This is a genomic window from Mesorhizobium sp. WSM1293, from assembly GCF_000513875.1.
Taxonomy (GTDB): Bacteria; Pseudomonadota; Alphaproteobacteria; order Rhizobiales; family Rhizobiaceae; genus Mesorhizobium; species Mesorhizobium ciceri.
Map to the genome: position 1 here is coordinate 1 of NZ_AZUV01000042.1, position 14,238 is coordinate 14,238.

Annotated in this window: 13 protein-coding genes; 5 read left to right on the plus strand and 8 right to left on the minus strand. The window is 62.1% G+C overall.

Annotated elements, in window-relative coordinates:
• The 5 genes from M729_RS0129735 to M729_RS0129755 all read right to left on the minus strand — a co-directional run.
• On the minus strand, positions 1-516 hold a 516-nt coding region (locus M729_RS0129735; protein WP_027163734.1), incomplete at its 3' end, for an alcohol dehydrogenase catalytic domain-containing protein.
• Positions 517-574: 58 nt separating this feature from the next.
• Positions 575-1,225 (minus strand): glutathione S-transferase, encoded by a 651-nt coding sequence (locus M729_RS0129740; protein WP_027163716.1) that lies wholly within the window; start codon positions 1,223-1,225, stop codon positions 575-577.
• Positions 1,226-1,296: 71 nt separating this feature from the next.
• The gene (locus tag M729_RS0129745) at positions 1,297-3,063 is read right to left on the minus strand and encodes a Rieske 2Fe-2S domain-containing protein (protein ID WP_027163717.1); all 1,767 of its coding nucleotides are present in this window, start codon (positions 3,061-3,063) and stop codon (positions 1,297-1,299) included.
• A 23-nt stretch (positions 3,064-3,086) separates the two neighbouring features.
• Positions 3,087-3,980, minus strand: coding sequence for an aromatic ring-hydroxylating dioxygenase subunit alpha (locus M729_RS0129750; RefSeq protein WP_027163718.1), 894 nt, complete (start codon positions 3,978-3,980; stop codon positions 3,087-3,089).
• A 29-nt stretch (positions 3,981-4,009) separates the two neighbouring features.
• Positions 4,010-4,867 (minus strand): aromatic ring-hydroxylating dioxygenase subunit alpha, encoded by an 858-nt coding sequence (locus M729_RS0129755; protein ID WP_032809603.1) that lies wholly within the window; start codon positions 4,865-4,867, stop codon positions 4,010-4,012.
• A gap of 250 nt (positions 4,868-5,117) precedes the next feature.
• Here M729_RS0129755 and M729_RS0129760 point away from each other — a divergent pair, with 250 nt between their 5' ends.
• The 5 genes from M729_RS0129760 (at position 5,118) to M729_RS0129780 (ending at position 10,685) form a co-directional block, all read left to right on the plus strand.
• Positions 5,118-5,954, plus strand: coding sequence for a GntR family transcriptional regulator (locus tag M729_RS0129760; RefSeq protein ID WP_024505100.1), 837 nt, complete (start codon positions 5,118-5,120; stop codon positions 5,952-5,954).
• On the plus strand, positions 5,951-7,045 hold the full coding sequence (locus M729_RS0129765) for a BMP family ABC transporter substrate-binding protein (RefSeq protein WP_013529894.1): 1,095 nt from the start codon (positions 5,951-5,953) through the stop codon (positions 7,043-7,045). The genes M729_RS0129760 and M729_RS0129765 overlap by 4 nt, the downstream gene beginning before the upstream one ends.
• A 97-nt stretch (positions 7,046-7,142) precedes the next feature.
• Positions 7,143-8,690 (plus strand): ABC transporter ATP-binding protein, encoded by a 1,548-nt coding sequence (locus M729_RS0129770; RefSeq protein WP_027163719.1) that lies wholly within the window; start codon positions 7,143-7,145, stop codon positions 8,688-8,690.
• Positions 8,674-9,765, plus strand: coding sequence for an ABC transporter permease (locus M729_RS01000000136180; protein WP_032809610.1), 1,092 nt, complete (start codon positions 8,674-8,676; stop codon positions 9,763-9,765). The genes M729_RS0129770 and M729_RS01000000136180 overlap by 17 nt, the downstream gene beginning before the upstream one ends.
• Positions 9,765-10,685 (plus strand): ABC transporter permease, encoded by a 921-nt coding sequence (locus tag M729_RS0129780; protein WP_027163720.1) that lies wholly within the window; start codon positions 9,765-9,767, stop codon positions 10,683-10,685. Before M729_RS01000000136180 ends, M729_RS0129780 begins: the two co-directional genes overlap by 1 nt.
• A gap of 3 nt (positions 10,686-10,688) precedes the next feature.
• On the opposite strand, the gene M729_RS0129785 is transcribed toward M729_RS0129780, so the two are convergent.
• From M729_RS0129785 to M729_RS0129795, 3 genes are read right to left on the minus strand one after another with little or no spacing between them, the layout of a single operon-like run.
• Positions 10,689-11,621: an ABC transporter permease gene (locus M729_RS0129785; RefSeq protein WP_027163721.1), complete on the minus strand. Its 933-nt coding sequence runs from the start codon at positions 11,619-11,621 to the stop codon at positions 10,689-10,691.
• Positions 11,614-12,690, minus strand: coding sequence for an ABC transporter permease (locus M729_RS0129790; RefSeq protein ID WP_027163722.1), 1,077 nt, complete (start codon positions 12,688-12,690; stop codon positions 11,614-11,616). The genes M729_RS0129785 and M729_RS0129790 overlap by 8 nt, the downstream gene beginning before the upstream one ends.
• Positions 12,687-14,210 carry an ABC transporter ATP-binding protein gene (locus M729_RS0129795; protein ID WP_027163723.1) on the minus strand — a complete coding sequence of 508 codons (1,524 nt, stop codon included), beginning with the start codon at positions 14,208-14,210 and terminating at the stop codon, positions 12,687-12,689. Before M729_RS0129795 ends, M729_RS0129790 begins: the two co-directional genes overlap by 4 nt.
• Positions 14,211-14,238 lie beyond the last annotated feature (28 nt).

Below are 14,238 nucleotides of genomic sequence, written 5' to 3' on the forward strand. Positions count from 1 at the left end.
GGTGACGCCGCAGCCGATGTAGCAGATCTTGTCGAAGGGCGCGTCNGGNTTGACCTTGGCCAGNGCGATCTCGGGCAGCACGGTGAAGTTGGAGAAGGTCGAGCAGCCCATATAGTGAAAGATCTTGTCCTTGCCGATCGAGAAGCGCGANGAACCATCGGGCATNAGGCCCTGGCCCTGCGTGGCGCGGATCGCCGTGCAGAGGTTCGTCTTTCTCGACAGGCAGGACGGGCACTGGCGGCATTCGGGCGTATAGAGCGGGATGACGTGGTCGCCCTTCTTGAGCGAGGTGACACCCTTGCCGACATCGACGACGACGCCGGCGCCTTCATGGCCGAGGATGGCCGGAAACAGACCTTCCGGATCGGCGCCCGACAGCGTGAATTCATCGGTGTGGCAAATGCCTGTCGCCTTGATCTCGACCAGCACTTCGCCCTCGCGCGGGCCCTCGAGGTCGACCTCCATGATCTCCAGCGGCTTTCCGGCGGCAACAGCGACAGCGGCGCGGGTTTTCATTCTTTTTCTCTCCCAAATCTCTATTTTGCCGGGCCAGAACGCGGCGCTTATGATCAGACTATGCGGCGATCTTGCCGGGGCCGGCGGGAAACACACCCGACATGACGGTGAAGCCCTTGATGCGCTTGACACGGTCGCACCAGCGCCGAATAGCCGGATAGTCCTGGCGCGGAACCCCGCCTTCCTCCGATAGGATGATGTAAGGAAAACAGGCGATGTCGGCGACGGTCGGGTGACTGGCCGAACAGATCCAGTTGCGGCCCTGCTGTTCGCCGAACCACAGATGCTCGTCGAGGATACGGAAAAGGCGATGCGCGCCGGCGCGCGCGGCGTCGATATCGAAGTCATAAAACAGCGCATCGTGCAGGCGGGCGGCCGACGCCGTCGAAGTGATACCGTCTGCAAAGGCCAGCCACTGGCTGATCTCGCCCAGCAGAGCGGGATTGTCCCGCGGATACCAGGTGCCCGACGGATCGTATTTCGAGGCGAGATAGACAAGGATCGCTTGGGCGTCGCGCAAGATCAGCCCTTCATCCTCGATGACCGGCAGCTGGCCAAGCGGATTGAGTTTCAGGAACCATTCCGACTTGTGTTCGCGGCCGGGGTAGAAGTCGACCGGCACGGTCTTGTAGTCGATGCCGAGAAAACTCATCAGCAGCCGCAGCTTGTAGCAATTGCCCGACAGTTCGTAGTCGTAAAGCGTGATCATCGGCAGCTCCTAAAGCAATTCCAAGAAAAGTGTGTAACGGTTTTCCGTCCGGAATTGCGTAAAACAAACAGTTAGATGTCCAGAACCAGGCGTGCCGATTTGGCGCGCGAAACGCAGGTCATGATCTTGGTTCCGGCCTTCCTCTCGGCATCGTTGAGGTAGACGTCCTGATGGTCCGGTTCGCCCTCGATCACCGTCGCCACGCAAGTGCCGCAGGCGCCTTGCTCGCAAGACGACGGAACATCGATGCCGCTTTCGCGCATGACCTGCATGATCGTCTTGCCCGCCGGCACCTGAAGCGTGACGCAGGAGCGCGCCAGCGCGACCTCGAAGCTCGAACTGTCGTCGATCTTGTTGGTGTTCTTGAAGTACTCGAAATGGACGGCGCTATCCGGCCAGCCCTGCTCGGCCGCGATCTTGCGCGCGGCTTCCAGCATCGGTCCCGGGCCGCAGATGTAGAGATGCATGCCATTGCGATGACCGGCGAGGAGTTGTCGAAGCTCGGCGCCGGTCGCGTCGGGCGAGAGGCCGAGATGCGGCTTCAGCGCATCGCCGAGATGCTTCAGCCGATCGGCAAAGGCGAGGTGTTCCTCGCCTTGCGCGAAATAATGCAGCTCGTGCGCAAGCTCCTGGTTCTTCAGCGCCTGCGCCATGGCGAGCAGCGGCGTGATGCCGATGCCGCCGGCGACGAACAGCGTCTTGATCGCATCGCGGCGCAGCGGGAAGTTGTTGCGTGGCTCGGAAATCGCCAGCACGTCGCCCTCTCGCACGGTCTCATGCATGCATTTCGAGCCACCCTTGGAGTCCCGTTCCAGCTTGACGCCGATGGTGAAGCTGTCGGTTTCACCGGGACCGTTGGTGATCGAATACTGCCTGATCTCGCCATTGGGCATGTGGACGTCGATATGGGCTCCAGGCTGGAACGTCGGCAGGATGCCCTTGATCGGACGAAGCTCGAAGCCTGCGATCCCGTCAGCGGTCTGCCATTTTCTGGCCACGCTGACACGCAGCGCAGCCTTGCGGCCATGCGTGGTCACCTCAGGCATTTCAGCAAGTTCGGCCGACACTCTTTCGTAGACCGGTTCAATGGGGGTGAGCGCAGGCGCACTTGCCGCTTCGCGCTCAACTTCATCGCGCAGCCTGGAAAGCCGTTCATTGTGGTGACGCAGGATCGCGATGCGCGCGGCTCCTTCGGCCTCCTGATCGAGCACTCCGCGGATCACCGAGCGGTTTGAATCCACTGGCTGCACGAAGAACACGCCGTGCGTCTCGGCACCGCCATCGCGCGAGTGCAGCGCCACGCGAAAATCCTGCGCGGCCTCGATGATGGTTTCCGCGCCCTCGCCTTCGATCGCTGCGTTGGGCTGAAAGCGATAGGCCTTCAGCCTTTCGACTACCTTGTCGGCCGGCGCGTTGACTGGAATTCCACGCAGGGCGAGCTGCTTGCCTTCGGCCAGTGCGGCAACATCGGGCACTTCGCCGCGTGGCTCTTCCGAGGACCAGACCAGGCCGTAGCGCTCGACCGCCGGGAAGGTGCGATTGGTGATGGTGCGGGCCGGTGCATCGGCCGGATGCGCCGGTATATAGGTGCAGCCGGCGGTGCGGTTCGAATAGCGCCAGCCGTGATACTGGCATTTCAGCTCACGCCCATCATTGATGCCGATCGACAGCCTGACGCCGCGATGCAGGCACCGGTTCTCCCAGATGTTGACGTAACCGTCATCGGCCCGCCACACGGCAAATTCCCGACCGAGCAATTGGCCGTGGAAAACATGGCGGAACGGCAAATCATGGGCAGCAGCGATCGGATGCCACTGACTTTTGGCTACTTCCAGCATTCGTCGTCTCCAAAAATGTCTTGTCAGGCCGCGACCGGAATGACGCCGTAGGTGATGCCCTTCTGGCTGAGCCAGCGCCGGTAGGCGATGGCCGACTTGTCAGCGCGGATCGGCGTCTCGGCGCGCGGATCGAGCGGCAGGCGCTTCGGCACCTGGTTTTCCAGGATCGGCTTGTCCTGGCCGAAGATCGTCTGCTGGAAACGCTTGATCACCTTGTCTTCATTGTCTTCGTCGAGCACGCAAAGCAGCATGTGGGCGCGCACATGCTCCTGGTCGACCGGCTGCAGGAAGACGGCGATGACATCGCGCCGGGTCTCGTCGACCGGGCTCGATTTATAGAGCACCGAGCAATAGGGATGCGGCACGCGATAGACGTAGTCGACGTCGGCGCCGCCATCGGACGCCGTCGACGCCATCGGCTGGAAGAAGCGGCAGCGCGTGGCCAGGATCTCGTCGCGATCGACGGAGATCTCGACGTCGTATTCCTTGACTTCGGTATGCGGCTCGACGCCGAGTATGTCGGTATGCACATAGGGGAAGTGGCCCATGTCGAGAAAGTTCTCGATGGCGCGCGGCGCCGAGACGTTGACGCCGAACGTTGCCGCATTGAGCTTGCGGCGGTCCGGCTCTTGATATTCGGGGATCGGGAACAGCTCGGCCGGCGGCGACCCGAGCGAAGTCCAGACATAGCCATAGGCGCTTATTGCAGGCAGCCTGTCGGCGGGTGGAATATGGTCAGCCCTTTGCACATCGGGACGCGAGCGCCAGACGACGGGCTCGCCATCCGCGTCCACCGCAAAGCTGAGGCGCTCCTCGAGCAGAACGGTCTCCTGGACGGCGCCGGGAGCAGCTTCCGCGATGGCGCCCACGGGATGCCAGAGATTGAGGATCACGGGATCAGCGCATTTCGTCATCATGTTATCCCTTCAAATACCCTCGGACGTCATCAGATCTGTGCCGGTATCGCACCATAGGTGACCGCCCTGTCACGCAGCCAGCGCCGATAGGAAACCGAGACGGCATCGGCGCGGATCGGCGTCTCGGCGCGCGGATCGAGCGGCAGGCGCTTGGGGACCTGGTTTTCCAGGATCGGCTTGTCCTGCGCGAAGATCAATTGCATGAAACTGCGCACCGTCGCCGCATCCATGCCCTCCTTGAGGTAGCAGAGATAGGGATGCGCGACGCAGTTCTCCTCGTCGACCGGCTGCACGAACAGCGTGATGACATCCAGCCTCCCCTTCTGGATCGGATTGCTCTTGTAGAGCGCCACCGTATAGGGCCGGATCACCTTGTAGATGTACTCGACGACGAACCCTTCCTTCGCGGTCGGCGACGCGATGGGCTGGTAGAATTTGCATTCGGTCGCCAGCACCTCGTCCTGGGGCGTGATTTCCACCTTGTAAGGCACGACCTCGGTATGCGGCTCCTCGCCGAGCCAGCCTGTGTGGATGAAGGGGAAATGCCCCATGTCGAGAAAATTCTCGACGGCGCGAAGGCCCGACACCTTGACCGCGATCGAGCCGCCGCTGACCAGATGTCGATCCGCCTCGTTGGCCTCGGGGATGTAGATGATGTCGCGCCAGGGTTTGTCCAGACAGGTCCAGACGAAGCCATAGCGCTCGGCGCTCTTCAACACGTCGCCGGTATCGTTGCGAACGACTTCGATCTTGTTTGAATGTTTGCGAACGACGAGATCGACCCCAAGCAGGCGGGTCGAAAAGGGCACATCCTGGCTGAGCGATTCCTGGTCAGCGACGATATGCCAGTCGTTCAGAAGCTCGCGGTCGACGCAACGGGTTGCCATCGGCATCCCTCCCAACTCGGCTAGCCCTTCACCACGAACCTAGCCTGACGTTTCGCAATGACGAAATCACAAGATTGGATACCAATCAATGATTTTTTGTCAGCCAAAATCATTTTTTGTGTTGACAGACTATGATGATTGAATTCCGATATGGAAAACCTGAACCTGGGATATGGCACATCCCGAAGCGTCATGTCTTCATCATGGAAAGCCTGCTGATCATGTCGTCGCAAAGGCGGAGAACCGTGCCTTGAGCAGCCGCTCCCAGACGATCGCGGACACGCTGACCCGCGCCATCATCGACCATCGGCTGGTGCCCGGCTGCAAGCTCGGCGAGCGCGAGCTTGCCGAGATATTCGATGTCAGCCGCATCGTGGTGCGTCAGGCCCTGATACGGCTCGCCGATGACGGGCTGGCGCAGATCGAGCGCAACCGCGGCGCCTTCGTCGCCAGGCCAAGCATGCAGGAGGCAATGGAGATTTACGACGCGCTGACCCTTGTCGAACAGGGGGTGGCGGCCCAGCTCAGCGATCGCCTTGGCCCCGCCGGATGGGCCGAGCTGCGCCAGCATGTCGAACGCCAGCGCCAGGCAGTCGCCGCCGGCAACGATGCGCTGGCCGACGTGCTCGGCCAGGAATTCCACACGGTGTTCGTGCGCCTTAGCCGCAACAAGGTGATGCAGGAAATCCATGCCCAGCTGGTGCGCCGCACGACGCTGCTGCGCTCGCTCATTTCAGCCGATTTCGACTATTGCAATCTGCTCGACGATCATTCGAGGGTCGTCGACCTTCTGGAAAAGGGCCGCCTGAAACAGGCCATGGACCTGATCGACACGCATCACCGCACCGTGGTGCGCGGCTATATCATGGATCGCGACGTGTTTCCGGAGATGACGCCTGCCGAAGCGCTCGCACCCTATCTCGACGGCAAGGCCGACGGAGCGACGATATCGGCTGGATTGAGGCAGGCAAAACCATCCGGGAATGGCGACGGCGCGGTGCACGCGCACGTCCATCTCCCTAACAAAGACCGGGCATCGACAAGCCGGGCATCAACCAAAAAAACCAACAGAGGGTTACCGACATGAACGACCTGACAAGACGCGGATTCCTGAAATACAGCGGTGCGCTGGGTGCTGCGCTCGGTGCTGGAGGGCTGAGCACGGTCGCCAAGGCTCAAGAGGTGCTCAAGATCGGCGTCGTCTACGTCTCGCCGATCGCCGAAATCGGCTGGACCAAGCAGCACAGCCTTGGCGTCGAGGCGATCAAAGCCGCGTTCGGCGACAAGGCCGAACTCACCGTCATCGACAACATCTTCATGCCGCAGGATGCGGAGCGCATTTTCCGCGAGCTGGCCAGCGCCGGCAACAAACTGATCTTCGGCACCAGCTTTTCGCACGGAACGCCCATGCAGAAAGTGGCGCCGCGCTTCCCCAAGGTGGCTTTCGAACATTGCTCCGGCATCGTCCACCTTGCCAATCTGGGTACCTTTGAAGCCAAATATTACGAGGGCACTTTCGTCGCCGGCGCGGCCGGCGGCTACATGTCGAAATCGGGCAAGATTGGTTTCATCGGCGGCTTTCCGATTCCGGATATCGTCGGCCCGGCCAACGCGCTGCTGCTCGGTGCGCAAAGCGTCAATCCGAACGCCACGTGCAACGCTATCTTCCTCAATTCCTGGTTCGATCCGGGCAAAGAGAAGGAGGCCGCCAAGACGCTGCTTTCGCAAGGCTGCGATGTCATCTGCTCGATGACCGACACGGCGACGGGCGTCCAGGTCGCGGGTGAAGGCGGCGCCTGGTCGATCGGCTACGCCAGCGACATGGCCAAGTTCGCTTCGGGCAAACAGCTGACGTCCTTTGTCCTCGACTGGACCAGCGACTATGTCGGCGCCGCCAAGGCCGTCGCCGCCGGCACCTGGAAGCCGGAAGTGCGCTGGGATGGACTGGCAGCGGGCGTCGTGAAGATGGCGCCCTACAATGACGGCATACCGGCCGACACCAAGGCCAAGCTGAAGCAGCTCGAGGCCGACATCGGCAGCGGCAAGGTGCACCCCTATGGCGGCGAGTTGAAGGACCAGGCCGGCAACCTCAAGGTCGCTGCAGGCTCCGTCCTGGCCGATGACGATGTTCGCGGCATGAACTGGTTCGTCAAAGGCATGATCGGCAAGCTGAGCTGAACGCCATCAAAGAACCAGGGAGGCGCCGAGACCGACCTTCGGCGTCTCCCTGCCTGGTTCCCGTCCAACCTCGCTTCACGCCACGGCAGGACCCGCCATGCATCCGCGTCTAGAACTGCGCAACATCTGCAAGCGCTATCCCGGCGTCGTCGCCAATGACGACGTCTCGCTGTCTATCCAGCCCGGCGAAATCCACGCCGTGCTGGGCGAAAACGGCGCCGGCAAATCGACCCTGATGAAGATCATCTACGGCGCGGCGCAGGCCGATTCCGGCGAGATCTTCTGCGACGGCAATCCGATCGCGGCGCACAACCCGGCGACGTCGCGCACGCTCGGCATCGAGATGGTCTACCAGCACTTCGCGCTGTTCGAATCCGTTTCGGTGGTCGAGAATATCGCGCTCTCGGCAAGCAGCGCCTTCGACCTGCCCTCGCTTGCCGAGAATATCCGCGAGCTTTCGCTTCGCTACGGCATGCCGATCGATCCGCATCGCCAGGTGCATGACCTCTCTGTCGGTGAGCGGCAGCGCGTCGAGATCGTGCGCTGCCTGCTGCAGGCGCCCAAGCTTCTGATCCTCGACGAGCCGACCTCCGTACTGACGCCACAGGCGGTGGTCAAGCTGTTCGAGACGCTTCGACAACTCGCCGCCGAAGGCTGCAGCATCGTCTACATCAGCCACAAGCTCGACGAGGTGCAGGAGCTCTGCGACACCGCAACCGTGCTGCGTAACGGCAAGGTCACCGGCACCGCTCGGCCGAAAGAGACGACCTCGCTCGAGCTCGCCCGCATGATGGTCGGCTCGAAGCTGCCGGAAATGCATGTCAGCCCGCCGACCCCGAGCGAGAAGCCGGTGCTCGAGGTCAACAACCTTTCGGTCAAGGCAAGAGACCATTTCGGCGTGGATCTGAAGGACGTCTCCTTCAACGTTCATGGCGGGGAAATCGTAGGCCTGGCGGGAGTATCCGGAAACGGCCAGGCGGAGCTTATCGCCGTGCTCAGCGGCGAACGCACGCATCACAACAACGACGCGATCAGGATTTGCGGTACCGCTGCCGCTTGCCTTCGTGCCGACGAGCGCCGCAAGCTCGGTCTCGCCTTCGTTCCCGAGGAACGGCTTGGCCGGGGCGCCGTGCCGTCGCACACACTGTGGGAGAACGCGGTCCTCACCGCCCATCGCTTCGGCACCGTTCGCAAGGGCCTGGTCGACCGCCGCAAGGCCAGCGCCTTCGCCGCGGGCATCATCGACAGGTTCAAGGTCAAGGCCAACGGTCCGGGTTCGACGGCACAGAGCTTGTCGGGCGGCAATCTGCAGAAATTCATCGTCGGCCGCGAGATCGCACTTGAGCCGAAACTGCTGCTTGTTTCGCAGCCGACCTGGGGTGTCGATGTCGGAGCCAGCGCCTTCATTCGCCAGACCATCGTCGACCTCAGCCGCGCCGGCGCGGCGGTGCTCGTCGTCTCCGAGGAGCTCGACGAGTTGTTCGAGATCTGCGACCGGCTGCTGGTGATATGCCAGGGCCAGGTGTCGCCGCCGCTGGTGCGCAAGACGACCGACCGCGAGGAGATCGGACTGCTGATGACCGGCCGAACGATGAGCAAGGATCAAATGGCAAACGGGAGTGGCGACGTTGCACTTCAGGATTGAACAAAGGCCGGAACCTTCGGCAACCATGCGCGTCGCCGCACCGGTGCTGGCGACGGTTTTGACGCTGATTGTCGGCTCGGTCTTTTTTGCCTCGCTCGGACACGATCCGCTGCCGACGCTCTACGCCTTCTTTGTCGAGCCGTTGAATTCCCTCAACGGTTTGTCGGAATGGCTGCTCAAGGCTTCGCCGCTGATCCTCATCGCGTGTGGGCTGGCTATCGGCTTCCGCGCCAATGTCTGGAACATCGGCGCCGAAGGCCAGTTCACCATGGGCGCGATTGCGGCGAGCGGCGTCGGCCTCTTCTGGCCGAACCCGGACAGCGTGCTGCTGTTGCCGTTGATGTTCGTTGCCGGCATGGGCGCCGGCATGGCATGGGCGGCGATCCCTGCCTTCCTGCGCGCCCGCATGAACACCAACGAGATCCTGGTCACGCTGATGATGACCTATATCGCCACGCTGTTCCTGTCCTATCTCGTGCATGGACTGTGGCGCGATCCGGCCGGTTTCAACTACCCGCAGACGGCACTTCTGCCGACAGCCGCCTTGTTCGTTCCCTTCGACCCGGCCTATCGGCTCAACCCTTCGATCTTCATCACCGTCGTCGCCGTGCTCGTGATGTGGCTGTTTACCGACCGCAGCTTCCTTGGCTACAAGATGTCGGTGAGCGGCGCGGCACCGCTTGCCGCCCGCTATGCCGGCTTTCGCGAATCTGCCGCCGTCTGGATCGGACTGCTGGCTGGGGGCGCGGCGGCCGGCATCGCAGGTATGGCGGAAGCCGCCGGGCCGCTCGGCCAGCTCTCGCCGCAGATTTCGCCTGGCTACGGTTTTGCCGCCATCATCGTTGCCTTCATCGGCCGGCTGAACGCCTTCGGCATTGTTCTCGGCGGACTGTTGATGTCGTTGCTTTTCCTTGGCGGCGAAGGCGTGCAGATGACGCTTGGCCTGCCCTCGGCGCTGACGCGCATCTTCCAGGGCATCCTGCTGTTCTTCCTGCTCGCCGCCGACTTCTTCATTTTCTATCGCGTACGTCTGGTGCGGCCGGCCCGAGACACGCATGTGCTGGAGACAGCCTGATGGACCTGTTCATTGCCATCTTCACCGGCACCGTCATTGCCGCCACGCCGCTGATATTCGCGGCGCTCGGCGAACTCGTGGTGGAGAAGTCCGGCGTGCTTAACCTCGGCATCGAAGGCATGATGCTGATAGGCGCCGCATTGGCTTTTGGGGCCGTAACCGCGGGCTATTCGATGCCTGTCGCGATCCTTGCCGGCGCGCTGGCAGGTGCCGCCGCCTCGCTGCTGTTCGGCGTTCTGGCGCTGACCTTCCTCACCAATCAATATGCGGCCGGCTTGGCGTTGGCCATCTTCGGTTCCGGCGTGTCGGCCTTCCTTGGACGCGGCTTCGGCAGCGAGCCGATCGAGGCCCTGCACGGCATCAACGTCCCTGTTCTGTCCGATCTGCCGCTGATCGGTCCCCTGCTCTTCCGCTTCGATCCAATGGTCTACCTGGCTCTGGTGATATTCGTAGCCATCAGCTGGTTTCTCTACCGCACGAAGGCCGGGCTGATCCTGCGAACGATCGGCGAGTCACCGCAGACATCGCATGCGATCGGCTACCCCGTGATCAGGATCCGCTACATGGCCGTGCTGTTCGGCGGGCTGATGGCGGGACTGGCGGGCGCCTATCTGTCGGTCGCCTACACACCACTGTGGGTCGAGAACATGACCGCCGGCAAGGGCTGGATAGCACTTGCGCTGGTGGTGTTCGCCACATGGCGGCCGCTGCGCATCCTGCTTGGCGCCTGGCTGTTCGGCGGCATGACGATCCTGCAGTTGCAAGGACAGGCGCTGGGGCTGGAAGTGCCGTCAGAACTGCTTTCGGCCCTGCCCTATCTGGCGACAATCATCGTGCTGGTCCTCATATCGCGAAACCGTCAGATGCTTGCGTTGCATTTTCCGGCTTCGCTTGCAAAACCATTCCGCCCGGCGAGCTAGGGATTATTCCCTGTTGTAAGGCACGCCGAGCGCGACCGGCTGATGCGTGCGCGACCGCAGACCGGCGAGCAGCACAAGCGATGCCACATAGGGCAGCACGAGGAATATCTGATGGGGAACGGGAATCCCTACGACCTGGGCATGGATGCCCAACGCCTCCAGAAACGCGAAGATGAAGATCGCACCGACAACCCGGAACGGCATCCAGTTGCCGGCGATGATAGCGACGACCACCAGCCAGCCTCGCCCGGCAATTAGGTCGGGAACGAATTTGTCTGAATAGCCGAGCATCAGGAACGCGCCGCCGAAGCCGGACATCATGCTGCCGAACATGATCGCGAGACACTGCCTGAGGCCAACATTCAATCCTTTGACATCCAGTGCTTTCGGATTTTCGCCGACACAGCGCACTTCAAGACCGTACTTGGTTCTGTAGAGGAAGAACCAGACCAGGAAGGGCAGGAAGAAGCTAGCATAGGTCAGCAGGCGCTGCGAAAACAGCACCGGCCCCAGGACCGGAATGTCCGACAGATAGGGGATTGGAACCTGGTCAAAGCCCCTGAATGTCGGCGGCTGACGGCCGGCCACATAGGCCTGGAACCAGAACAGTGTGACGCCCGATGCGAGAAGATTGAGCGCCAGTCCGGCGACGAATTGTTCGGCCTTCAGCACGATCGTCACGAATGACATGATCAGGCTGCTTGCGGCGCAGGCAAAGATCGCGACCGCCAAGGCCAGCCATGGCGATCCGGTGGTCGACGCGACCATGTAAGCGACCACCGCGCCGATCAGCATGGTGCCCTCGACAGCGATGTTCCAGATGCCCGCACGCTGCGTGACGAGTTCGCCCATTGCCGAGAAAAGCAAAGGTGTGGCAATGCGGACCATCGCTGCCAGCAGGCTGATCAGCAGCGGTCCTTGCAGCAGCTCAAGCATGAACTTCCCTCCTCGTGATCTGAAGCCGTGTGGCGACCGCGGCACTGAGAAAGAACAACAGGACCATCCCTTCCATCGCCGACACCAGGCCCGCCGGCGTGCCGCTCTTCAGCCGCATGTAGATCGTGCCGCTTTCCAGCGCGCCGAAGAACAGTGCGGCGATCATCACGCCGCTTGGGCGCAGTCCGCCCACCATGGCAACCACGATCCCCGAACTGCCGATGCCAAGCAACGTCTCGGCACGCAGCCGGTGCGAGACCCCGAAAAGCTCGCCGGCGCCCGCCAGCCCGGCCAAGGCTCCCGACATCAGCATGACGGTCAGGAGAAGCCGGCGAACATTGGTGCCACGAAACGTCAGCGCGGTCGGATTGGAGCCGAATGCACGGATTTCGTAACCAAGCGATGTCTTGTCGAGCAGAACAGAGCTGAACGCCGAGGCAGCGAGGGCAAACAGGAAGCCGACATGCAACTTGCCGGCGCCGATGCCGAAGAGGACCGGCCACTCGAGGCCAGGACTGACCGGCGGCGATTGATGATAGGCCACCGTAACGCCCGTCTCCATCCAAGGACCGCCATCGAGAAGGTAGGCAAGGAGATACATGACGATGTAGTTCAGCATCACCGTTGAAATGATTTCACTGGTGCCGAATCTGGTTTTCAGGGCGCCGGCCAAAAGGCCAAGCGCGCCGCCACCGGCCATCCCGGCAACTGCGAGCGTGCAGACTGCCAGCCAGTCCGGCAGTGGCGCGATCCAGAAGCTCACCCAATAGGCCGCCATTGCGCCGGCGAACACCTGGCCTTCCTGGCCGATGTTCCAGATCTTCGCCCTGAACGCGAATACGGTGCCCAGTCCGACAAGCAACAGCGGCGTGGCCTTCGCCAGCGAGCCGAGCAAGGCGCCCTGGCTGCCGAAGGCACCGACCAGCAAGGCCGAGAAAGCCTTGGCGGGATCGCCACCGGAGAGCCTCAGCAGGACAGCGGAAGCCAGAAGAGCGCCGAGCATCGCCGCCGAATAGCAGACGACGTTCCATCCCAGGCTATTGCCCGAGCGTCGTTGAAGTGAAATCATTGAGTTACCCGCGCAAGCTGGCTGGCATCGCCAGCCATCATCATTCCAAGTTCGAGGAGGCTGGTCTCCTCGGGTCGCACGATGCCCATGATCCGGCCCTTGAACATGACCGCTATGCGATCGCAAAGGCGCAGCAGGTCTTCGAGTTCTTCGGAGGCCAGCAGGATCGCAAAGCCGGCGGCCCGCTTTTCCAGGATTTTCTCGTAGACGAATTCGGAGGCCGCAACGTCGAGCCCTCGCGTCGGCTGGTTGGCCAGCAGCAGCCGCCGCGCATGCTGGAACTCGCGGGCAAGAATGACACGCTGCGCGTTGCCCCCCGACAGCCGCTCCACCGGGAGGTCCGCCGAGGCGGTAGCGACCTTGTATTCGTCGATCTTGCGCCTCGCCAACTCAGCCAGTTTGCGGCGATCGAGAAATGGACCGCGACAATATTCCGGCGAGCGTTGCCATCCCAGGACGAGGTTCTCGGCGGTTCCGAATTCGGGGATCAACCCTTCGAGGAAACGATCCTCCGGAATGAAGCCCACACCGCTGTCGAGGATCTGGCGCGATTTGGGCGCCACGACCGGGTTCCCTTCCAGCGAGAAGCCGCCCGATTGCAGCGGGCGAATTCCCATGAGCACCTCGAACAGTTCCTTCTGGCCGTTGCCGGCAACGCCGGCCAGCCCGAGGACCTCGTTGGCGGCGACGGCGAAAGTCACGTCCTTGAGGACATCCTCGCCCCATTCACCACGTGCCGACGCCCTGTCGAGCGAGAGGATTTCTCCCGCCGGAGCGACGGAATTATCCCTGACGCTTTTCGTCACCTTGTGCCCAACCATGAGGGCAGTGATCGCTTCGGCGGTCGTATCGGCAGTTTTCACTGTGGCGACGACCTTGCCCTTGCGCAGGATGGTGACCCTGTCCGACTGCATCACCTCGCGGAGCTTGTGGCTGATCAGGATGATCGACAATCCGCGTTTGCGCATTCCGTCAAGGATGACGAAGAGTTGGTCGGATTGCTGCGGCGTCAGAACCGCTGTCGGTTCGTCCAGGATCAGCAGCTCGGCACCGAAATAGAGCGCCTTGAGTATCTCCACCCATTGCTGTTCGCCGACCGACAATTGCCAGATTTCCCGATCGAGATCGATGTCGATGCCGCAGTCCCTGCAAAGGCCGAGAATCCTGCGGCGGGCATCGGCCTTCCGCAGCAGCAACCCGACATCGGCACTGCCGACGATGATGTTTTCGAGTACGGTGAAATTGGACACCAGCACGAAATGCTGGTGGACCATGCCAATGCCCAACCGCAGCGCATCGGCGGGCGAATTCAGCTCCACCACCTCGTCCTTGAAGCGGATCACGCCGCTGTCGGCCTTGTAATATCCGTACAGGCAGGACGACAGCGTCGACTTGCCGGCGCCGTTCTCACCGAAGAGGCAGTGAATTTCGCCCTTGCGGATGTCGAGATTGATCCCGTCATTGGCAACGACGCTGCCAAATCGCTTTGTAAGGTTCTGGACGTTCAGCAGGTCTTCCATTGGGTCGCACCGGGCTGCCTGGTTAACG